The organism is Acinetobacter sp. TAC-1 (genome assembly GCF_029025845.1).
GTDB lineage: Bacteria > Pseudomonadota > Gammaproteobacteria > Pseudomonadales > Moraxellaceae > Acinetobacter > Acinetobacter guillouiae.
Map to the genome: position 1 here is coordinate 489010 of NZ_CP118892.1, position 21349 is coordinate 510358.

Sequence of the window (21349 nt, forward strand, 5' to 3'; positions counted from 1 at the left end):
AAAAAAGAGAGCCGAAGCTCTCTGATTTTACGGTAAGTCAAAATTACTCAGTCTTTGCTTTTGCGTTCGACTTTTTCTTTTTTGCTTTAGCCTTTTTCTTCACTTTATCTTTAGTCTTTGTTTCAGGCTGAGTTGCAGCACTTTTTCCAGGTTTTTTATTGTAAGAGCTGGGTTTTCCTTTGGGCTTTTTCTTTCGAATGGGACGTTCCCCATCTTCGCTGGCATTCCCACTGTCAGATTCAGATTTAACTTTGACAGGACGTTCAGAAAAAACTTCTTCTTTGGCAACGGGTTTTGCAACACGTGGTGCACGACTACGGATTACACGGCCCGCATGCGACAGTTGTTGTAACAATTCAAAATCAATCTTACGTTCTTCTAGGTTAACCCCAGCAACTTTAATTTTGACTTCGTCACCCAAGCCAAAGGCTTGACCACGATTTTGACCGACTAAATTTTGACTAACTTGATCATAAACAAAGTAGTCATCGCCCAATTGACTCACGTGAATCATACCATCCACATATAGATCTTTTAGGGTTACGAATAAACCAAATTCAGCAGTTGCACTGATCACACCAACAAATTCTTCGCCTAAATGTTGCTGCATATAGTGACATTTCAGCCATGAAGTAACCGAACGCGAAGCTTCATCTGCACGGCGTTCAGTTGCAGAGAAATGTTCACCCGCATCTTCTAACGCTGCACCTGAAAGAGGATACTTTTTGTTGGTTAAACTGGCTTTAATCGCACGATGTAATAGCAGGTCAGGGTAGCGACGAATTGGTGAAGTGAAATGGGTATATGCTTCATAAGCCAAGCCATAGTGCCCCACATTTTTTGGACCATAGTAGGCTTGCATCATTGAACGTAATAACACCGCATGAATACTCGGTGCATCAATACGATCTTTGGTTGCTTCAATCACCGTTTGATAATCGGCTTGTGTCGGTTGGTCAGGGAATTTAAAGCCCAATAATTTCACAAAGTCTTTTACTTTTTGAATGCGTGAAAACTCTGGTGCTTCATGCACACGATACAACATTGGAACTTCATTTTTTAAGCAATATTCCGCTGCTGCAACGTTAGCAAGCAACATACATTCTTCAATAAGCTTATGCGCAACATTACGTGAACGCGGTAAAATTTCTTTAATTCCACCCAATTCATCAAAAGTCATGTAGGTTTCAACGGTTTCAAATTCCATTGCATGACGTTGTGCACGTAAACCTTTTAAAGTTTCATACAATTGGTAGAGCGTATTGACTGACTTACGGACATCACGATCTTCAGGAATTGCATTGCTGTCGCCATCCAAATATTGTGCAACTTGGGTATAGGTTAAACGTGCTTTTGAATGCATCACTGACGGATAAAATTCAAATTTAGTCACTTTACCAGCACGACTTAAATTTAAATCACACACCATACATAAACGGTCAACATGTGGATTTAAAGAACATAAACCATTTGAAAGTGCTTCAGGCAACATTGGTAATACATAGTGTGGGAAATACACCGATGTACCACGTTCTTGCGCTTCATCATCTAAAGGTTTACCAACACGGACATAATGACTGACATCTGCAATCGCGACAACGACACGATAGCCACCACCAGGACGTTTTTCCGCATAGACTGCATCATCGAAATCACGTGCATCTTCACCATCAATGGTGACTAAAGGCAAATCTCGTAAATCTATACGGCCTTGACGATCTTTTGCAGAAGGTTCTTTAAATGCTTCAGCTTCTTTGATGACTTCTTCTGGGAATTCATAAGGTAAACCATATTCTAAAATGGTTTGCGGGATAATGATTTCAGTATCGGCTTTATCCGCCATTGATTGAATCACATGACCTGTCGCAAATTCATCTCGTGTTGGATAGTCATCAATTTCAACACGTAATGCATCGCCGACTTTGGCTTTGGCATGTTCAATCAGTTCTTTTTCTAAAGTTATGGGTTGATGTGCATTGGGAGGTGCAGGTTGAATAAAGTATTCACCTTCAAATTCTGCAACTTTACCGATCAGTTGTTTAACTCGACGTTGAGTCACTTCGGTAATATAGCCCCAAGCTTTACCTTTACGGTCTACAGAAGTTTGTTGGACTTTAACGCGGTCACCATGGAAGACTTGACGTAATTCGCGCTCAGGCAGAAGGAATTCATCTTTCTTACCATCTAAGCTTGCAACGCCTAAACCTTTAGCGTTGACATAAACAGTAGCGTCTAGGGTAGGTTGATCTGCCATCAGCTGATATTTAAAACCATCTTTCATCAACTGACCATCACGGACCATTGCACTTAAACGATGGCTGAGCGCATCTATACTTTTTTGATCGACAATTTCAAGCAGTTCAACAAGATCTGCATGTGACAATGCTTCTTGTTTTCGTTCAATGATTTCTAGGATAAGGGTACGACTTGGAATGGGATTGTCGTAACGCTCAGCTTCAGCTTTGGCTTCAGGATCGACCCAATTTTTCATGATGTATTTGGTTTCTAGTCAGAAGATAGGATTAGCATAAGACATACAGTGGAATACTGCACGTAATTGATTGCAATATTGTGTTTTTAATTTAGTTTTTAGAGAATTTTTCTTGGTATTTGTAGATTGTGATTATTTTACAGCATAAAAAAACAACAAAATGATGAAAATCGCTTAAAAAGTATTTAATTGAGTAAATTTCTCTATTTTTTTTAATGTCATCACTTGCCGAATCGGGTTTTAGTTTGTATTATGGCGGCTCGTTACGGTGAGATGGGTGAGTGGCTGAAACCACATCCCTGCTAAGGATGCATACGGGTAACTGTATCGAGGGTTCGAATCCCTCTCTCACCGCCAACGATTACTTATGACGCGCTCATAGCTCAGCTGGATAGAGCACTTGGCTACGAACTAAGGGGTCGGGAGTTCGAATCTCTCTGAGCGCACCAATAAGTTAATCATGATGTAACGAATGCCTTTTGGCAACACAAGTATTGCGCTCATAGCTCAGCTGGATAGAGCACTTGGCTACGAACTAAGGGGTCGGGAGTTCGAATCTCTCTGAGCGCACCAACTTGAAGAATTAACCGCATACCTTGCGGTTTTTTTGTGCCTGAAATTTAGATCGATGATTTTAGCTCATTGAATATCTTGATTCTCTTGGCTATTTTTCGAAAAATAAAATAGCTAAATGCAATAAGCCCAATAATAATGCCAGTGATCTCTAAATAGGAAAAAGTGCTAATTTTAAAAAGAAAAAAGATGCTGATTAAACTTAGACTAAGCCACAATAAACAGAAAATAGCATTTCATTAAAGAAGAATACTTGAAAGAGCCATTTGCGTAATGCCTTATTTTTAATTCGCGTCAGAAATAAAAACCGATGTTTAAAACCGAATGAACTGTTTGGCGAGATTTCAGCTTTGGACAGCAGCATTCGATAAAAATGGATCTCATCAAAAGACGCATTGAGTTTATTTTTAACAGGCTGTTGTGTCTTTTCATGATTATTTAACCATCTATCCACCTCACAACAGGGCAGTAAAGACTCTCCAAAACCATCGATATCTAAATATCGATTTTGTGGTGTGTTAAGTTCAAAAGATTTTGGCAGCCAATATTTGGATGGTGATGGACTTTTGGGATCTCGATGTTTTTCTTCGATGAAATGGATCATATCCGCCATTTCATTGTTAGCTTCTATGCTAAATGGATCAATCATCATTGCCATAATATCGGTAATATTAAGCTCGACTGAAAATGTTGGAGTACGTTGCAAATATTGTAAAAATGATTGCGCTAAAATGGCTACTTTTTCATCATTATAGAATGCTGACCATATATTGAGTCTAGATTTAAACGTTTCAGAGCTTTTTAAGATCGTTGCCCGAAAGGCGTAATAGCTTAAGCCATCTTCATCTTGAAGAGTGGTAATGTCTTCAACTTTAAATAAGGCCAACCAAAATAATGGAATCGAGTATTTAACTTCTTGATAGGTTTCATTTTCATCCATTTCACCCGTGGTTCTATCGAGATCGGATGAAATTAAAAGTGTTGAGTAATGTCCCATTGTTTCCTTTTATCATCTGAGTTTTATAGTTTATTAAACAAATTTGAAAAAAATTCTTTTAGTTGATTTTTAGGTTTTTGATTTACCGTTTGCGATTCAGTTTTAATAAATTGGACCATATCAGCATCTAAACCATTTCGCATATTCTCTTCTAGATATAGTTCAACAGATAGAGCTAAGTAACAGTAAGCTTTAACCTTTTTTAGGTTAGGTTTTTTAAGGAGTTGAGGGTAAAAATTTAACATTTCAATTAAAATTGAGTATACGTTTGGGGTGTCAGGTTCTTCAGCCATCGCAAATAAATCATCAAGTCTAAGAATTATATATTCTTGACTTTGGCTTTTTAAAAAATCTAGAAATAATTGAGAGAGCTGTAGTGCTTCCTGACCAAAGTGGATCCATATCCCAAAATATTTTTGAAAATTATAAATAGCATTTAATCGATTGGTTTGTAAGTAATAATAGGAATATTCATCCTCTATGTGAGATTCATAAAGATGGATATTTTCTTTAGAAAAAAGTGCTAACCAAAATAAAGGGATTAAATTTTTCGATGCAAAGTATGGCGTATCGGCATCATTGAAATCGTATTCAGGGGAGAGACTATTCGAAAAATGCAAAGTAATATAACAGCTCATTTTTAATATAGTGGCTAAGAATTATTAATTAATAAAACTACAAAATTTAAGAAAAGTCTACACCTATAATTGCAATTAAATCTACACGTCTATTCTTGTCGCAGAGTAAGGATTGCAACATCTATTCTAGAGCTAAAAACTTTAAAATAATAAAATAACCGAAGCTTTAGAAAGAAGAACATGAAGAAATATACAGATGGATATTATATTTACCAGCATGTTGATTTTATTTGTCATTTCAACCTGCAACAGTGTGATGGCTGTAATCGCACGCTGACAGGTTTTGTCTATGAACTGCAAATCCAAAGTTTAGAAAATGAATCTGTCATCTTCTGTGCTGAATGTATGGAATTGTTAGACGTGGTGAATGCCGAATAATTGCTTCGGGTCGATGACTGTTTAATTTTAACATTGCTTATTTTTTCACCGCAAAAAGTAAGCATTATCCAGCATTATTTTTATAGAAAAGCTTATCTGATAATCATATTTATTTAGAAAAAATTCTCGCTGTAAGATAGTTCCAAATCATTTTTTCTGCTTTAGAGCGTAACAATAAAATAATTATTTTGGACGATTTCTTTGAATTGGCAATATATCTACAGTGTGATGCCACAGTTTGCTTCGGCAATGGTGACCACACTCAAAATCTCAATCATCAGTATTATTCTCGCAATATTGGTTGGTTTAATTTGCAGTATTCTCATTACCTATCGGGTACGGGTCTTTGACAAAATTGCCAAAATTTACATTGAATTATCACGCAATACACCCTTATTGATTCAGCTATTTTTCCTCTATTACGGTTTACCAAAACTGGGGATCAAAATTGATGGATTTAGCTGTGGGGTCATTGGTCTAACTTTTCTAGGTGGAAGCTATATGGCTGAAGCCTTTCGCGCAGGCTTACAAGCTGTGGCCAAAGGGCAAATTGATTCGGGTGAAAGTATTGGACTGAATCCACTGCAAGTTTTTCAATATGTGATCTTCCCTCAAGCTCTAGCAATTTCAATTCCTGCAATTGGTGCAAATTGTTTATTTCTGATTAAAGAAAGTTCTGTGGTGAGTGCCATCGCAGTGGTGGAACTATTGTTTGTCACCAAAGACTTAATTGGTATGGATTATAAAACCACAGAAGCATTGTTTCTCTTGATCATGTCTTATCTGATTATTTTATTGCCTGTGTCTATTCTCACCAGTTACCTGGAATACCGCAGTCGGAAGGTGAGCCATGGAATTTGATTATCTGTTTCAACCCAGTCATCTTGCACGATTACTGGAAGGGCTGTGGGTTACTGCAAAAATTGCCTTTATATCAGTATTTTTTTCAGCAATTTTTGGCACGATTTTCGGTGTCATTATGACGTCAAAAAATTTACTGATTAAAAGTTTGTGCCGACTGTATTTAGAAGCGATTCGGATTATTCCAATTCTGGTTTTATTGTTTGTTTTCTATTTTGGCTTTGCAACATGGTTTAACTGGCAGCTCTCAGCGGTACTGGTATGTATTGTGGTTTTTGTATTGTGGGGGACTGCTGAAATGGGCGATTTAGTCCGTGCTGCCATCACATCGATAGATCAACATCAACGCGATTCTGCACATGCACTTGGTCTGAGTCCTATGCAAACTTTGGGCTATGTGATTTTCCCGCAGAGTTTAAAAAGAGTCACACCGGGCGCAATCAATTTATTCACGCGTATGATTAAAACCAGCTCCTTGGCAGTGCTGATTGGCGTGGTCGAAGTGATTAAAGTTGGACAGCAAATTATTGAAAATTCGCTGTTAATTGTTCCGAATGCATCTCTTTGGATTTATGGTTTGATCTTTATTTTATATTTCATCATTTGCTATCCCTTATCCCGTTTAGCGACGCATTTAGAAAAAGTTTGGGAGTAATCATGACTTTGTTATCTATACAACATTTACAGAAATCATTTGCAGAAAGTCATATTTTACAAGGCATAGATTTGGACGTAAAACAGGGTGAAGTCGTGGTGATCCTTGGTCCATCGGGATGTGGGAAAAGCACATTGTTACGTTGTATCAATGGCTTGGAAAAAATTCAGGGTGGCACAATCAATTTAGCTGGCTCAGGTGTATTGGGCAAAGATTTAGCGTGGGTGGATGTACGTCAAAAAATTGGCATGGTGTTTCAAAACTATGAACTTTTTGGGCATATGAATGTGATTGATAACATTTTATTAGGCCCTTTAAAAGTTCAAAAACGAACAAGAGCTGAAGCTGAGAAAGTCGCAGACGAATTATTGAAACGTGTCGGTTTATACGATCGTAAGCGAGATTATCCGCGACAGTTATCGGGTGGGCAAAAGCAACGTATCGCAATTGTGCGTTCATTGGTGATGCAGCCTCAAGTGATTCTGCTAGATGAAATTACTGCTGCTTTAGACCCTGAAATGGTCCGTGAAGTATTAGATGTGGTTTTAAAACTTGCGTATGAAGGGATGACCATGTTGATCGTGACTCATGAAATGTCTTTTGCCAGAAAAGTCGCAGACCGAATTATTTTTATGGATAAAGGCAAAATTATTGAGCAAGCCACACCTGAACAATTTTTTGAGCATCCACAGACTGAACGGGCAAAAGCCTTTTTAAATATGTTGAATTACTAACAGTAATTTAGACATCAATATTCACCCTAATAGCAACACAGAATGATCTATAAAAATGAGGATGTATGGCTTTATCTTATTTAACTCAACCATCGATTTTTTTTAATATTTCCAACGTTGTTCGAACATTGAGTGTGGCCTTATGTATGGGAATGTTGAGCGCATGTAGTCAGCCAACTGAACCAAATGCATCAGCGGAGAAAAATACCCAGAATGATCAATCTTTAGATCAGATTAAAAAGCAGGGCGTGTTTCGTGTGGCTGTTTTTGCAGATAATCCTCCATTTGGTTATGTAGACAGTGCAGGTAAACCACAAGGTTTTGATATCGCTTTAGCAAAAAGAGTGACCAAAGATTTGCTTGGGGATGAAAATAAAGTTGAATTTGTGGTGACTGAGGCTGCTAATCGGGTGGAGTTTTTAAAATCGGGTAAAGCAGATGCGGTATTTGCCAGCTTTTCAGTCACTCCTGAACGTAAACAAGTGGTTGATTTTGCTCAACCGTATTTAAAGGCAGCTTTAGGCATCGTATCGCCTAAAGCCAAGACGATTACAGATATTCAGCAGCTCGAAGGCAAAACCTTGATCGTCAATAAAGGCTCGACATCAGATATTTATTTCACTAAGAATTACCCAAAAATTAATTTATTAAAGTTTGAACAAAATACCGATGCCTTTAATGCCTTGAAAGATGGTCGTGGTGATGCAATTTCTCAAGACAGTACTTATGCCTTGGCATGGGCAGCTGAGAATCCAACATTTACGGCGGGAATTCAACAAATTGGTAATCAAGACTTTATTGCACCTGCAGTGAAAAAGGACAATAGCCAACTTTTAAATTGGCTCAATACTGAAATTTCAAGCTTACAAAAAACAGGTGAAATTCAGAAGATTTATGATCAGACCTTAAAGCCTGTTTACGGTGGAACTGTGGATGCTCAAGTCTTTTTGGATGTGACACCGAAATAAAAATTGCATTAAAGCGTTTAACTACGAAAAGAAATCATCGTTTAAATATGAAAATAGATCAGAGGAAAATTAAATGAATATATCAATAAAACAGCTGACTCATCTACTTGCGGCTTCAGTGCTTAGCTTAGGGTTGGCGGCGTGTAATAAAAACGCGCCAACAACTGAAAAAGCTGCTGAACCTGAAAAAACCAGCTCAAGTATCGAGCAAATTAAGAAAAATGGTGTGGTTCGTATCGGGGTGTTTAGTGATAAGCCGCCTTTTGGTTACTTGGACGCACAAGGTAAAAACCAAGGTTTTGATGTGGAAATTGCCAAGCATGTTGCCAAAGACCTATTGGGAGATGAAAACAAAGTTCAATTTGTTTTAACGGAAGCTGCCAATCGTGTGGAGTACCTTAAAGCCAATAAGGTGGATATTATTTTTGCCAATTTCACCGTGACACCTGAACGCAAGGAAGTTGTCGATTTTGCCAAGCCTTATTTAAAGGTTTCTTTGGGCGTTGTATCACCTAAAGCTAAGCCAATTACTGATATTGCACAGCTTAAAGATCAGATTTTATTGGTCAATAAAGGCACGACAGCAGACTCATTCTTTAGCAAATCACATCCTGAAATTAAATTACAAAAGTACGAGCAGAATACAGAGACCTTTGATGCGCTGAAAGATGGACGTGGTGTGGCTTTGGCACATGACAATTTATTGGTACTGGCTTGGGCAAAAGAGAACCCAAATTATACCGTGGGTATTACCAGCTTAGGTCAGCATGATTTAATTGCACCTGCAGTCAAAAAAGGCGATAAAGAATTATTGGATTGGTTGAATCAAGACTTAGAAAAATTATCTAAAGCAGGGGTTATCCAGCAAGCCTATGAAAAGACGTTAAAACCTGTCTACGGTGATAGCATTAATCCAAAAGATTTATTGGTTGAGTAAAACCCTTAAAACTTAAGTTTGCTCTTTAAAAAATATCATCGACTTTAACTGGGAAAACATGATTTGCATTTAATTGATCTTTTTCACAAAGGTCTCTTGTGCAAGTAGATGTTTTCCTTTTTTTGTCATAGGTTGCATAAGTGCCAATTCATCACCTGTATTTTTCTCGAGTAAAATAGAATGTGGTTGATCCTCAGCGAATAAAAATTGCTCACCCCATTGACGTAATGCCACGATGATCGGGAACAGTGCATAACCTTGTTCAGTGAGCACATATTCCAAATAGGCTGAGCCATTAGAAGCAGGTTGGTTCTTTAGAATTTGAGCATCAATAAGTTTAGCTAAACGATCAGATAAAATATTTTTGGCGACATTTAAATTTTTTTGAAAATCACTAAATCGTTTTACCCCATCAAAAGCTTCGCGAATGATCAATAAAGCCCAACGATCTCCAATCAATTGCACTGACCGCGCAACTGGGCAAGCTTCATATGTGTCTTGATTCATCAGCTGTTCCATCTTTCATCTTAAAAATAAGACTATAAATCTAGTTGCAATTTAAAACAAGATTGCGTAATTTAATCTAGTTGCAAATTAAAACCAGATTGGTGCAGAATGAACAAAACAGATCATCAACAGCGCAATAAAACAAGAGAACAGCAGAGATCCCATCTTTCTCCAGCTTTGGTGATGCTGTTGGCGTGTGCTGCTGGAATGAGTGTTGCAAATGTTTATTATGCACAGCCATTGCTGGATCTGATCGCCCAAGATTTTAAATTAGATTATTCGTGGGTGGGGTTAGTTGTTTCATTGACTCAAGTGGGATCAATCATTGCATTAATTTTTATTGTGCCTTTAGGCGATTTATTACCACGAAAATCTTTGATGTTGTTTCAGTCCATCATTTTATGCCTCGCTTTAATCTTGTTGGTTTTTTCAGATCATATTTTCACGTTGTTATTGAGTATGCTGATTGTGGGCATGTTGGGCACAGCGATGACCCAAGGCTTAATAGTTTATGCATCAGTTTTGGCCGCTGCTGATGAACGCGGCAAAATCGTCGGTACAGTCCAAGCTGGTGTGTTGATTGGCATACTTTTATCTCGGGTACTGTCTGGTAGTTTAGCGGATTGGTTTGGATGGCAAGGGGTATATATATTCTCAGTACTATGTATGAGTATGATCAGTGTGTTTTTATGGAAATACTTAGTTTTTATCCGTATCGAAAAAGATCCTATTCAGCAATCCACTTATTCCCAGATAATCTTTTCATTGTTTGAACAATTGTTTAAAAATAGAGTGTTACAGATTAGAGGCGTACTTGCTTTCATCATTTTCGTCAATTTAAATTTGTTTTGGAATGCTCTGGTATTTCCTTTATCTGTTCAGCCTTTTGAATATTCACATAGCTTGATTGGTTTTTTAGGCATCATTGGTGCTATCGGTGCGGTTATGGCAATCCGTGTCGGTGGGTTGGCTGATAGAGGCTATGCGCAGCGTGTTACACAATATGCGTTTCTATTACTGATCGGAGCTTGGGTCATTTTAACCTGCTTATATTTTTCAATTTGGATTTTTATTTTAGCGATTATTTTATTGGATGTGGCTATTCAATCAGTTCATGTGATTAATCAAAGTCTGATCTTCCAAGCGGATATTCGATTACATGGGCGATTGGTTGGTGCTTATATGTTGTTTTATGCATTGGGCAGTGCTGTGGGATCATTACTGGCAACAACACTCTATGGTCATTGGGGATGGTATGCCGTGTGTACGGCTGGAATATTATTGAGTGTAGTTGGCTATTTATTTTGGTTGTTTACCGAAAAATATTTAATCCAGTTTCAAATGAAACAGCATGCAAGCAGTGTATAAATGCATAAATCCTAGGTTTTTTGTCGATTTAAAGATAAATAGCCCAAATACTAAACACTTGGTGTTTAACTATTGAAATAATCCTTAACAAAAAAATGAAAAGGCGTATAATGCGTCCCATCAAGACGTCGCGCTCATAGCTCAGCTGGATAGAGCACTTGGCTACGAACTAAGGGGTCGGGAGTTCGAATCTCTCTGAGCGCACCAACTTGATAAAATATTTAAAAAAAACCGCTTTATTGCGGTTTTTTTGTGCCTAAAAAATGGCACAATGAGCGAGATAATAAAAATAAGGCCAATCATTCATGCATAAGTATTTCTCATTGTTTATCGTGCTGGTCATCAGTCAAATGATCGGATGTACCGCCATTCTGTGGAATAACAGTGACTCTGGCAGGTTGGCGACGGGTAAAGTGGTTTCAACCCATGCAGATCGTGTGATTGTAGATCAGGATCAAATTGTCGGTTTTGCCTATTTAATAGAAAATGCCTCCTCAAAAAATAGCCATGATAGAAACAATGTAGATCGCTCCTTAATCGTGGTGGGGCAAAAATATGCGTATATGATTGATATTGGAAATAAGGAAATTTTAGAGACCATTCAATCTGATTTAGACCCCAAGTATTGGCGGATCAAACCAGTCCATCCGAGTGACAAGCATTTTAGCTTATCTTTAATGCCTGAAAGCGATGATCAAAAAAATCCACAAGCAGCTCAATTTAGCGGTGATATTGAACTGTATTATGCAAAAAACAATTTAACTCGACTGGAAGAAAATAAGTTATCTCGACTTGGACTGAGTCAGTACGAGTATGGTCAGGAAAACTCTGAATTTTATCAAAGAAAAATTGGATTGGTTGGGCGTGTTGTGGGCTTAAACGCTGAAATTAAAAATATGAAATTTCAAAACTTTAGTCAAAATTATACGATTGCGATGTATACACAAGGAAAAACCAAATACTCACTACATTCTAAAACATTGTTGCAGAAAATCGCCTTAACCCCAGTCACTTTAGTCGGTGATCTGGTCGCAATCCCGTTATATTTCCTATTTAATATTGGTACAACAATTAAACATCTGGCTGATTAATTGAGTTTTAAAAGTTCAATCAGCACTACTTTACTTTTTGAGCAAAAATTGCATTTGCACCCAGTGCAGGTAACATTTCATGGTAGGGTAAACTGCGTGCTGCTTTGAGTAGGAATGGTGCTTTTTCATCAATTTTGATGGTGGTGGTCATTTTGAGTAAGGTGTTATTGCCTTGGGGTAAAAATTGAATTTGACCTTTGAGATAACGTAAATCACCGCCATTGGCATAGAAGTTATTTTCAGTGGCTTTGGGATAGCTAAAACGCATTTTAAAATCAAAAGGGATACTAATAACCCCCAATCCGACACTGACTTTAAAGTCTGCATCTTGTCCTTGTGTGTTGATCGCTGTGGTTTTAATGCTTTTGATTTGTTTTGGAAAAATTTCTTTATAGGATAAGGGTTGTGTCCAACGTTGTAATTGTTGCGGGGTGGCATTTAAATATTGATAGCTTGTGGTAAAACGTAAAACTTCCCGCCCATGGGTATAAGGTACAGTGACAGGATTAAGTACAATACTGACGGGCTGTTGTGCGTTGGCACTGACCTGAACAATTTTATTGATTTGAGCTGTATTTAATTGTGGGCTAGGTAGTTGCCCTGCATTTAATGCCGTCACTTTTTTAGCCGTATATTTATTTTTGAGTGCTTCTAAAACAAAGGCGCTCGAACCATTTGGAATCGCCAGTTTTACTTCAGGGAAAGCATTTAAAATTTTCTTAAATAGGAAACCTTGCGGTTGGTTTAAATCGCCCCATTGTGTCAGGGTCACTAAGGTTTTGTTGTCAGCTAAATTGAACCATTCAAATTTCCCTAATGCATAAGGAATTGGGCCATCAATCACCATGGTTGAAATGCTATTTTGTCCAATTTGATGTTGCATCACCACATCTTCATTAAAATTCAATACAGGTATCGGTGTCGGGATGGAAATACGATATTTTAATTGACTGACAGGTCCTGCTGTTTCGATGACTTTTGCTGATTTTAAAGTCGGGAATAACCCAACATATTGGGTGTAATGGCTTAAAGTTTTAGCCACTTCTTGGCTACTTACAGGCACAACAATGGCTGCTGTTGAAAATTTAGCTATAGGTTGGGGCTGTTTGTTGAGTGTCGGTAAGGAGGTCTTGGTCGCTGGATGGGCATAAATTAAAATATTGTCTTGTGCAATTGCCGCGATTTGCTGGGCATTATTGTCAAATGGTTTTAACGCACTGGGAATATTATCGCTCCAAGTGACCAATTTCGCGAAACTGATTTGACTGATACCGATTAAGAGCACGAGACTGATATTTAAATAAAAAACTTTCATCACAATTCCTTTTGCGCCTTGATAAGCGGCAATCTTTTGTTCTTATAAAAACCATTTGTATGAAAGACCCTAAAAGGATTCACTTTTAAAAAATAGAGGTGTTCTGTAAAACAAGATGAAAATCCGCATCTCGCTGGAAAAATCTAGTGTAATATCTTGGCATCGTAAAATATTTGTATTGAAGCAACTATGTCAGACACCCAGCCTGCATTATCTGCACGTTATTATCTTAATTTAGAAGAATCTCAAGACGGTTTTAAACTGGCAACTTTTGGTAAAAAGCAAATTAGCCAATTTCTCACGCCTTTGGTCAGCATCGGAATCATGGTTTGGGGGATTTACCTCGGTTTAGAGGGGGTGGGTAAATATTATGTTTGCTTAGGTGCTTTTTTCTTAATTCTGCAAATGCTGATGCGGTATTGGTTTTTACCGATGATGTTTAAACGCCAATTCGTTAAATATCAATTTGGTAAAAGCGAACAAGGTATTGAATTATTTCAAGACTATATGGAATTATTCAGTAGTGGTCGTCCAAAGCAAGTTCATCATTATTCAGATGTAGATAAATTTGCAGAAGGCAAGCTTACCTATATGATTGAATTAAAAAATCGTACTGTGGTGATTGTGCCTAAACGAGCATTTGCGACACCCGCAGATCAAACGATTTTTATCAATACTTTTAAAAAGTAATTTGGAATTATAAAGTTTTTAACGCTGATCAATAAGAAGGGAACAATATGAGTACACGTCCATCTAAAATTGTATGTGTCGGTCGTAGTTATGCAGCGCATGCAGCAGAATTAGGTAACGCAATTCCAGATCGTCCAGTCTTATTTATCAAGCCGCCCAGTAGTTTGATTTCATTGCAAGACGGTATTTCTTGGAATGAGGCGTGGGGAAATTGCCACCATGAGTGTGAACTGACGTTACGTATCGACAAGTCACTTAAGGGCGAAACCAATTTAGATAAAGTATTGGATGCGATTGGTGCGGTGACTTTAGGCTTAGATTTAACTTTACGTGATCTCCAAGATGACTTAAAGGGCAAAGGCCAGCCTTGGGAACGTTCAAAAGCTTTTGATGGTTCATGTGTACTGGCAGATTGGGTCAGTGTGGATGAGATTAAAGATTGGTCGGCTGTTACTTTTGAATTTGCAGTAAATGATGAAGTTCGTCAAAAAGGCGATACGGCTTTATTGATTTTTGATATTGCTTACTTACTTGCAGACATCTGCCAAGTATTCTCTTTAGAACCAGGGGATGTAGTGATGACAGGGACACCAGCAGGTGTTGCAGCATTGGCTTCTGGTGATCAATTGAGTATGACTTTACATGGTCAAAGCCAAGATTTTGTTTGGAAAACTTTTGTAAAATAAGCATTTAAAATGCAAGCAACCCAGTGTTTATTTATAATCAATACGCATTGGGTTTTTTATTATCTACAGTTTTATACAACAACAATTATCGCTAACTTTTGCGATATATTCTGCTTGATTTATCCGTTGAAATTTACAGCCAGTTAAAATTTACAGTATTGCTATTTTTTAGCTGTTGTTTGAATCGTATTAAAATCGCCAATTGATTCGTCATAATAAAATTACCAATGGATGACTTTGGTGAATTAATACATAAACCAAAATTAAATTCAGCCCATGCATTTTTAGATCGACATATAGATTGGTCGGGAAGATTATTGATTATCAGTATTTAGATCGCTCTACTTCATCTATTTAAAATGTAAAAAGTTGATTTAGTGATGCAACAATTTTCTAAACTGATCTGGGGTACGCATCATCCAACGTTTAAACATATTGATAAAAGCAGAAGCATTGGCATAACCTAAATCCAGTGCAATGCTTTCAACCGTTTTTCCCTCATTGAGCATAGACATCGCTTTCATGACTTTAAGCCGTTGTCGCCATTCATTGAGTGACATTGCCAACTCTTTTTGACTCAGCCTTGCCAAGGTACGTTCAGTCATATTAATCCGTCGGGCTAAAGCCTCTAGGGTACTGTGGTCAGCAGGGTGGGCATGTAAAAAATCCAAAACTTGTTTTAAGGCAGCATGATTGGTATGGGGTAAATAACTACCGATTAACTCAGCATGTTGTAACTGATCAAGTAACACCTGTAATAGTCGCAAATATTCAGGCTCAGATGCTTGCATTGGGTGTTGTTTGATGTGCTGTAAAATCGCTGAAACCAAGGGTGAGGTTAAGAGAATCCCTGCTTGTTGAGGTAAGGCACTACATAACGATTGGTGGATATACAAAGTTGCATGGGAAACAGGAGTCCGATTCAAACCACTGTGTTGCGTATTTGGCGGTAACCAAACTCCATATGGAGGTGGCGTAATATAATTAATTTGATCAATATTGACTTCCATCACCCCATTAAAGGCATAAATAAATTCGCCCCAAGCATGCCCATGTTCAGGATAAACAGACAGTGCAGGATCATGTCGAAAAATAAGCCACAGCGGTGCAACAATTTCATCATTGCTACTGAGTTGAGTCAGTATATTTTTATCGCTTTTTTTTGTTATCGTCATGCAAAGATTGCCTGAATAAAAAGATCTTTTGTCTACTTTGAATTATATCCTATAAAAAAGACAGGTTCATACCATTGAGGTGTCTTTTATCCGCTTTATGCAGTGGTTTTGACTATTGCGAAATTATAACACTTCATCAAAAAAGCAATATCACCTCCCTTTCCAATAAATATTGCTTGGAAAGGGAGGTTGTTTATCTATCTGGGTTAAAATTACTTATCATCCAAAATGGTTGAAAGTGGAATTGATAATTTGGCTGCCAAATATTCATCGGATTCGATTAAAGTTGGACCGATATGCTTCATCCAAACATCATCATCATGGACATGTTCAACATCATGACGACGAGGGAGGGTATAAGGTAATGATGTATAGAATGACCAGAAATCAATTTCATCTAAATTTCTGACCAGCACATATTCATTATTGTCAGTGCATTTAACCAAATTCTGTTTTTCTAGAAGTTGGATATAAACTGGCCAACGTCCAATTTCACCACGACCTAAAATATTTAATGCTTCTGCATCAGTTACCACTTCACCGGTTTTTTGTTTTTTATAAAATAATTCCAGAATATCGAGCATCATCAACACAGGATGGCGGGTCTGGATTTTACCTGTATGAAATGCGGTAAGCGCATAACTGATTTCCACACCCAATAAGACGATATTCCACGATAAAAAGATCCACAATAGGAAAATTGGCACAGCAGCAAAAGCACCATAAACAAGGGTATAGCTGGTGAAATTTGCCATAACAAAACCAAATAGGTTTTTAAGTAGCTCAAATGCAATCGCACCAAAAAGACCTGCAATCGCGGCCGCTCTAACAGGAATACTACGATTTGGAATCGTCCAGTATAGAATGAAAAAGCCTAAAGTGGTCAGTGCAAACGAAATGACCCCAAATAACGCTGTACCATCAACTTCATAACCAGCAAAGTTATTACTTAAAACATTCATAGAGGCCAATGTGGATGAAATGACAAAGGCACTCCCCAATAAAATTGGGCCTAAAGAAATAATGGTCCAATAACGCATAAAGCCAATGATGCCATTACGCGTTTCTTGAACACGCCAAATCCGATTAAAAACCGTTTCAATACTGGTAAGCATCAGTACTGTGGTAATGAATAAAAACAGCACACCAATAACAGTTAAATTACTTGAATTCTCGGTAAAGACATTAAAAGCCTTATCAAAAGCAATGCTGGTTTTTGGCAAGAAATTACTATAAATCATTTGCTGGAGTTGCTGTCTAGCAGGCTCTAAGGCTTTGATTGATGAGATAATAACCAAGAAAACAGTCAACATTGGAACAACAGCAAATAATGTCGTATAGGTCAGCGATCCCGCTTGTTCACGACAACGATCTGCTTCAAAACGACCAAGTACAAAAAGAATGAATTGAAACCAAGTTTTTTCATAGAAGGGGAGTTTTTTAAGTAATTCAAGCATATATATCTTTGATCTCAATTATTTTTCGGCATATCTTGCATTTTCATTGTCTAGCTTACCCAAAAAAGCAGAAAAATACCGTATAGTTTTATTTTCTTATGTTGAAATCAAGAAATCTCTATGCAAGCTTATGTTCTCGTACTCTATTACAGTAAATATGGATCTACCAAAGAGATGGCACACTTGATTGCCAACGGGGTAGAAGCAGCAGGTGTCGCAGTAAAAATTCGGACTGTGCCTAATCTTTCAACTGTTGTGAAAGAAGCGGAAGCCAGTATTCCAGAATATGGCGATATTTATTGTACATTGGATGATTTACAAAATTGTGCAGGATTGGCTTTAGGTTCACCAACACGTTTTGGCAATATGGCATCTGAAATGAAATACTTTTGGGATCAAACCACTAGCCTTTGGTTAAATGGTGCATTACATGATAAACCTGCTTGTGTATTTACCGCGTCAGGGTCAATGCATGGAGGGCAGGAAAGTACATTATTAACGATGTTACCGCCATTGTTTCATCATGGCATGATGATCATGGGGTTGACCAATGCCAATCCAGCCTTATCCAATACCAAATCAGGCGGTACGCCGTATGGAGTCAGTCATGTCAGTGGACCACGTCATGACCAAAACTTAAGTTCCGATGAAAAAACTTTATGTGCTGAACAGGGCAAACGTCTAGGTGAAATGGTTAAAAAGTTAAACCCATAATTTTTGATGCTCTTGCGAGATCTAGATAAAAATTCAAAGACTTCTCTTTTATCTGGCGTTTAGTGGATAAAAAGAGAAGTTCTTTATCATATTGATATTTTAAATTTTGTTATTTTAGATTAAAGCGATGGTTACATTTTTTACATTGGTAATCAAAAAAGATATTTTGGTCAACAATCACGCCAGCTCGTTTACCAAAGCGATTTCCTAAAAATCCACCTGTAATTCCAACACTGATTGCGCCTACGAAGGTTCCTACAGTTCCACCGACAATAACGCCTAAAGGACCTGCAACCGTTCCGATAGCTGCACCAATAGAAGCACCAGAGGCAGCGCCACCTACAGTTCCTGCTGCTGCACCCGCAGAAGTCAATAATACACTGCCTGCTTTGCCTAAAAGTTGTTCATGGTCACGGCGTTCTAAGTCTGTAGCGCCACACTTTGGGCACTTTACTGTTTGTTCATCAGTCATTGATTTTTACTCACTCAACAAAGTCTATTTGTCTTCGTTAAGTTATGGTTAAGCGTTATATTCACGTTCACTACTGGCATTTTTGTCATGCTTATCGCTATCGTTACAATCATGTCAGGGATATGACATGATTTTGATTGTAACTGAATACCGTGATCAGTCTTTATATTTTGTGTGAATGTAATCTCTAGAATGATTGACACAAGCTTATAGAAACATCTTGTTATTGTTTCAGCCGCATTAAACTTTCCTGATTAACGCTACACACCAATCGACCATCTTGCCACATCCGGCCGAAATTAAGCCCTCTGGATTGGCTAGATACTGTGGCATTCATATCATAAAGTAGCCACTCATCTACTCTAAAATCTGTATGAAAATAAATGCTATGGTCTAAACTTGCACTACGTACACCGCCGTTCGCATAGCTGACACCATGCGGTCTAAGTGAAACCGTCAGTAGGTTATAGTCAGAATAATATGCAGCAATGGCTTGGTGCATCATGGGTGTATCTTGTTGAGTGGGAATCGTTTCAAAGGTTTGAAAATATTCAGCATAATTTGTGTCTAATTTTATCGGTTTAAATGGATTGAATGGCTGTACAGGATGGATGTTGATCAAAAATTGACGCATAAATATTGCGCGTGCAGGTTCAGGAACATCCTCATAAATCATTTGTTTAAGTTGTTGTTCTGGGATCAGTTCATCTGGCGAAGGGTAGAGAGGCGGTTCAATCTGATTTTCTAAACCCTCTTCAATATTGGCAAATGAAACCATGGCCGAAAATATAATATGGCCGTTTTGCCAAGCATGGACTTGGCGAGTCGAAAAACTTTTGCCATCTCTTAAATTTTCAACTTTATATAAAATCGGAATATCTGTGCGACCACTGCGAATAAAATAAGCATGTAATGAATGTGCTGGTCGATTGGTGGTTTTTGATGCGGCAATCAATGCTTGTGCCACCAATTGCCCACCGACAAGGTGTGATCCAAATAAACGTGTGTTTTGCCCTTGAAATAGACCATCATCCAATTGTTGTACGTCGAGTAGATCAACTAATTTTTGAGTGATTGATCTCATTTATTATTTACCTGAGTTATCTCTTTATTTACACAATATAGCTGAGGGCTTGAGCAAAATAAAAGGCAAAACAAAGACGCTACTGATCAAAAAGCAAAAAAAAGAGCGCCTAAAGCACTCTTTTTTAATGAAAACTTTTGAAGTAAGACCAGCTTATTCTTCTACAAAGCTTACCGTACCGTTTGCCAAAGATTCAACACGTGCCAAAGATTCAACACGGTAGCCTTTATCTAATAACAATTGACGGCCTGGTTGGAAAGATTTTTCAATCACAATCCCAATACCCACAACTTCTGCATCCGCTTGATGAATCAAGTCAGCAAGACCTAAAGCGGCTTGACCATTCGCTAAGAAATCATCAATAACCAAAGCTTTATCGCCTTTGCTAATATGTTTCTTAGAAATCGCAATGGTGCTTTCAATTTGCTTGGTAAAAGAGAATACTTTTGAACGATATAAATCATCTTTAAGGGTTAAAGACTGATATTTACGTGCAAAAATAACGGGTACACCAAGTTCCAAACCAGCCATCACAGCAGGCGCAATGCCTGATGCTTCAATTGTGATGATTTTGGTAATGCCGGCATCTTTAAAAAGACGAGCAAACTCTTGACCGATGAGCTGCATCATCACAGGGTCAATTTGGTGATTTAAGAAAGAATCGACTTTCAGAACTTGATCAGATAGAACGATACCTTCAGCTAAGATTTTCTGTTCTAGTGCGTGCACAGGGAGAATCCTCTAGAGGCAAGGTGCTTTTTAAAGCAAAGGCGTATTTTAAAAAGCACTAAAAAAAATGCAAGCTGAAATTGATCAAAAGGTGAAAAATGTCTTACTTTTTGTAACTGGTCAAGGTTAGGTTATAAGATGTTTTACCATCAACATGTGACATTTTCACGGGTAAATAGTCTAATTGAGGCGCTAACCAGAAAATTGAACTCTTTTCACCATTGTCATGGGTGAGTACAACTTTGACCGTGTTATAGGTTCCCGCAGGGGTTTTAATTGACTCTGTGCCTTGTTTAACAAAGCGACGCGCATCTAAACCTTTTGCATCTGCAATCAAATAACTTGATTTTAGACCTGCACCTTTTAAGTCTTCACGTACTTGTAATTCAGCATTTAACTCATCTAAAGCACCTGCTTTCCATGGGAAAGAACGTGCCTGATCTTTTTTCTTGGTGTTAATGGTTTTGCTGTTTGGATTAAAGTTAATGGTCATGGTGTCATTATGTACCAACACTTTACTGGTACGACTAAAACTACTTGAGTTAATTTGACCATTGCTAAAGCTAAAACGGCTTGTTTCACTTGCAGAAGCAATTGCTGCTGCTTTTGCTGCAAATACATAGGTCCAGTTATTGCCACTTTGACTCAATGTACGGGTCGCAGTACCTAAGTTTTTACCATTATAGGCAAACTGGTAGCTTGCTTGGAACGGACTCATGGCAAGAGCATTGCTTGAAAATCCAACCAATAACATTGCAGTTGAAACACCAGTTGCGATACTTAATGTTTTAAATAACGTTTTTGCCATCATTAAATGTCCTATGCATTT

22 protein-coding genes and 4 tRNA genes are annotated in these 21349 nt (G+C 37.9%); 15 read left to right on the plus strand and 11 right to left on the minus strand.

Translation table 11 applies throughout. The features are described from left to right. Window positions 1-43: 43 nt before the first annotated feature. Window positions 44-2494 carry a ribonuclease R gene (rnr, locus tag PYV58_RS02275; RefSeq protein ID WP_205622317.1) on the minus strand — a complete coding sequence of 817 codons (2451 nt, stop codon included), beginning with the start codon at window positions 2492-2494 and terminating at the stop codon, window positions 44-46. A gap of 264 nt (window positions 2495-2758) precedes the next feature. Between rnr and PYV58_RS02280 the strand changes: the two genes are divergently transcribed. From PYV58_RS02280 to PYV58_RS02290, 3 genes are all read left to right on the plus strand, one after another. Next, window positions 2759-2848 (plus strand) — tRNA-Ser (locus tag PYV58_RS02280). A gap of 15 nt (window positions 2849-2863) precedes the next feature. Next, window positions 2864-2940, plus strand: a tRNA-Arg gene (locus PYV58_RS02285). Between the two features lie 47 nt (window positions 2941-2987). Continuing rightward, a tRNA-Arg gene (locus tag PYV58_RS02290) sits at window positions 2988-3064 on the plus strand. A gap of 202 nt (window positions 3065-3266) precedes the next feature. Here the strand turns inward: PYV58_RS02290 and PYV58_RS02295 are convergent. Together PYV58_RS02295 and PYV58_RS02300 are read right to left on the minus strand one after the other, a co-directional pair. Next, window positions 3267-4061 carry a hypothetical protein gene (locus tag PYV58_RS02295; protein WP_227504292.1) on the minus strand — a complete coding sequence of 265 codons (795 nt, stop codon included), beginning with the start codon at window positions 4059-4061 and terminating at the stop codon, window positions 3267-3269. Window positions 4062-4084: 23 nt separating this feature from the next. Further along, window positions 4085-4699, minus strand: coding sequence for a hypothetical protein (locus PYV58_RS02300; protein ID WP_004725757.1), 615 nt, complete (start codon window positions 4697-4699; stop codon window positions 4085-4087). 180 nt (window positions 4700-4879) lie between these two features. Between PYV58_RS02300 and PYV58_RS02305 the strand changes: the two genes are divergently transcribed. From PYV58_RS02305 to PYV58_RS02330, 6 genes are all read left to right on the plus strand, one after another. After that, on the plus strand, window positions 4880-5077 hold the full coding sequence (locus PYV58_RS02305; protein ID WP_004816901.1) for a hypothetical protein: 198 nt from the start codon (window positions 4880-4882) through the stop codon (window positions 5075-5077). A gap of 201 nt (window positions 5078-5278) precedes the next feature. Next, window positions 5279-5938 carry an amino acid ABC transporter permease gene (locus PYV58_RS02310; protein ID WP_004816902.1) on the plus strand — a complete coding sequence of 220 codons (660 nt, stop codon included), beginning with the start codon at window positions 5279-5281 and terminating at the stop codon, window positions 5936-5938. Further along, a complete protein-coding gene (locus tag PYV58_RS02315) occupies window positions 5928-6593 on the plus strand; it encodes an amino acid ABC transporter permease (RefSeq protein WP_034618242.1) in 666 nt (221 codons plus the stop codon). Before PYV58_RS02310 ends, PYV58_RS02315 begins: the two co-directional genes overlap by 11 nt. A gap of 2 nt (window positions 6594-6595) precedes the next feature. Beyond that, complete coding sequence (locus PYV58_RS02320; RefSeq protein WP_034618240.1) at window positions 6596-7327, plus strand: amino acid ABC transporter ATP-binding protein; 732 nt, start codon at window positions 6596-6598, stop codon at window positions 7325-7327. Between the two features lie 65 nt (window positions 7328-7392). Next, the gene (locus PYV58_RS02325) at window positions 7393-8295 is read left to right on the plus strand and encodes a cysteine ABC transporter substrate-binding protein (protein WP_034618238.1); all 903 of its coding nucleotides are present in this window, start codon (window positions 7393-7395) and stop codon (window positions 8293-8295) included. A gap of 73 nt (window positions 8296-8368) precedes the next feature. After that, window positions 8369-9232, plus strand: coding sequence for a cysteine ABC transporter substrate-binding protein (locus PYV58_RS02330; protein ID WP_034618236.1), 864 nt, complete (start codon window positions 8369-8371; stop codon window positions 9230-9232). 69 nt (window positions 9233-9301) lie between these two features. Here PYV58_RS02330 and PYV58_RS02335 read toward each other — a convergent pair whose 3' ends face one another. Next, the gene (locus tag PYV58_RS02335; protein WP_034618244.1) at window positions 9302-9739 is read right to left on the minus strand and encodes a helix-turn-helix domain-containing protein; all 438 of its coding nucleotides are present in this window, start codon (window positions 9737-9739) and stop codon (window positions 9302-9304) included. 108 nt (window positions 9740-9847) lie between these two features. Between PYV58_RS02335 and PYV58_RS02340 the strand changes: the two genes are divergently transcribed. The 3 genes from PYV58_RS02340 (at window position 9848) to PYV58_RS02350 (ending at window position 12198) form a co-directional block, all read left to right on the plus strand. Beyond that, a complete protein-coding gene (locus PYV58_RS02340) occupies window positions 9848-11107 on the plus strand; it encodes an MFS transporter (protein ID WP_034618234.1) in 1260 nt (419 codons plus the stop codon). Between the two features lie 130 nt (window positions 11108-11237). Next, window positions 11238-11314: transfer RNA gene (locus PYV58_RS02345), tRNA-Arg, on the plus strand. Between the two features lie 98 nt (window positions 11315-11412). Then, window positions 11413-12198, plus strand: a complete 786-nt coding sequence (locus PYV58_RS02350; RefSeq protein ID WP_034617670.1) for a hypothetical protein — start codon at window positions 11413-11415, stop codon at window positions 12196-12198. A 25-nt stretch (window positions 12199-12223) separates the two neighbouring features. Here PYV58_RS02350 and PYV58_RS02355 read toward each other — a convergent pair whose 3' ends face one another. Further along, a complete protein-coding gene (locus PYV58_RS02355) occupies window positions 12224-13513 on the minus strand; it encodes a hypothetical protein (protein ID WP_034617673.1) in 1290 nt (429 codons plus the stop codon). A 189-nt stretch (window positions 13514-13702) separates the two neighbouring features. Between PYV58_RS02355 and PYV58_RS02360 the strand changes: the two genes are divergently transcribed. Both PYV58_RS02360 and PYV58_RS02365 read left to right on the plus strand, forming a co-directional pair. Then, window positions 13703-14203 (plus strand): YcxB family protein, encoded by a 501-nt coding sequence (locus tag PYV58_RS02360; protein WP_004816919.1) that lies wholly within the window; start codon window positions 13703-13705, stop codon window positions 14201-14203. 47 nt (window positions 14204-14250) lie between these two features. After that, on the plus strand, window positions 14251-14889 hold the full coding sequence (locus tag PYV58_RS02365) for a fumarylacetoacetate hydrolase family protein (RefSeq protein ID WP_004816920.1): 639 nt from the start codon (window positions 14251-14253) through the stop codon (window positions 14887-14889). 374 nt (window positions 14890-15263) lie between these two features. Here PYV58_RS02365 and PYV58_RS02370 read toward each other — a convergent pair whose 3' ends face one another. Beyond that, entirely contained in the window at window positions 15264-16064 is an 801-nt protein-coding gene (locus PYV58_RS02370; RefSeq protein ID WP_034617676.1) for a helix-turn-helix transcriptional regulator, read from the minus strand. Window positions 16065-16276: 212 nt separating this feature from the next. Next, window positions 16277-17521, minus strand: coding sequence for a YihY family inner membrane protein (locus PYV58_RS02375; RefSeq protein ID WP_004816923.1), 1245 nt, complete (start codon window positions 17519-17521; stop codon window positions 16277-16279). Between the two features lie 120 nt (window positions 17522-17641). Between PYV58_RS02375 and wrbA the strand changes: the two genes are divergently transcribed. Then, a complete protein-coding gene (wrbA, locus tag PYV58_RS02380; RefSeq protein ID WP_034617679.1) occupies window positions 17642-18235 on the plus strand; it encodes an NAD(P)H:quinone oxidoreductase in 594 nt (197 codons plus the stop codon). A gap of 109 nt (window positions 18236-18344) precedes the next feature. Here wrbA and PYV58_RS02385 read toward each other — a convergent pair whose 3' ends face one another. From PYV58_RS02385 to PYV58_RS02400, 4 genes are all read right to left on the minus strand, one after another. Then, entirely contained in the window at window positions 18345-18707 is a 363-nt protein-coding gene (locus tag PYV58_RS02385; RefSeq protein ID WP_004725792.1) for a hypothetical protein, read from the minus strand. A gap of 223 nt (window positions 18708-18930) precedes the next feature. Then, complete coding sequence (locus PYV58_RS02390; protein ID WP_034617683.1) at window positions 18931-19791, minus strand: acyl-CoA thioesterase II; 861 nt, start codon at window positions 19789-19791, stop codon at window positions 18931-18933. Window positions 19792-19944: 153 nt separating this feature from the next. Beyond that, on the minus strand, window positions 19945-20520 hold the full coding sequence (locus tag PYV58_RS02395) for a xanthine phosphoribosyltransferase (RefSeq protein WP_004725796.1): 576 nt from the start codon (window positions 20518-20520) through the stop codon (window positions 19945-19947). 103 nt (window positions 20521-20623) lie between these two features. Next, complete coding sequence (locus PYV58_RS02400; RefSeq protein WP_081407413.1) at window positions 20624-21331, minus strand: DUF3108 domain-containing protein; 708 nt, start codon at window positions 21329-21331, stop codon at window positions 20624-20626. Window positions 21332-21349: the final 18 nt, after the last annotated feature.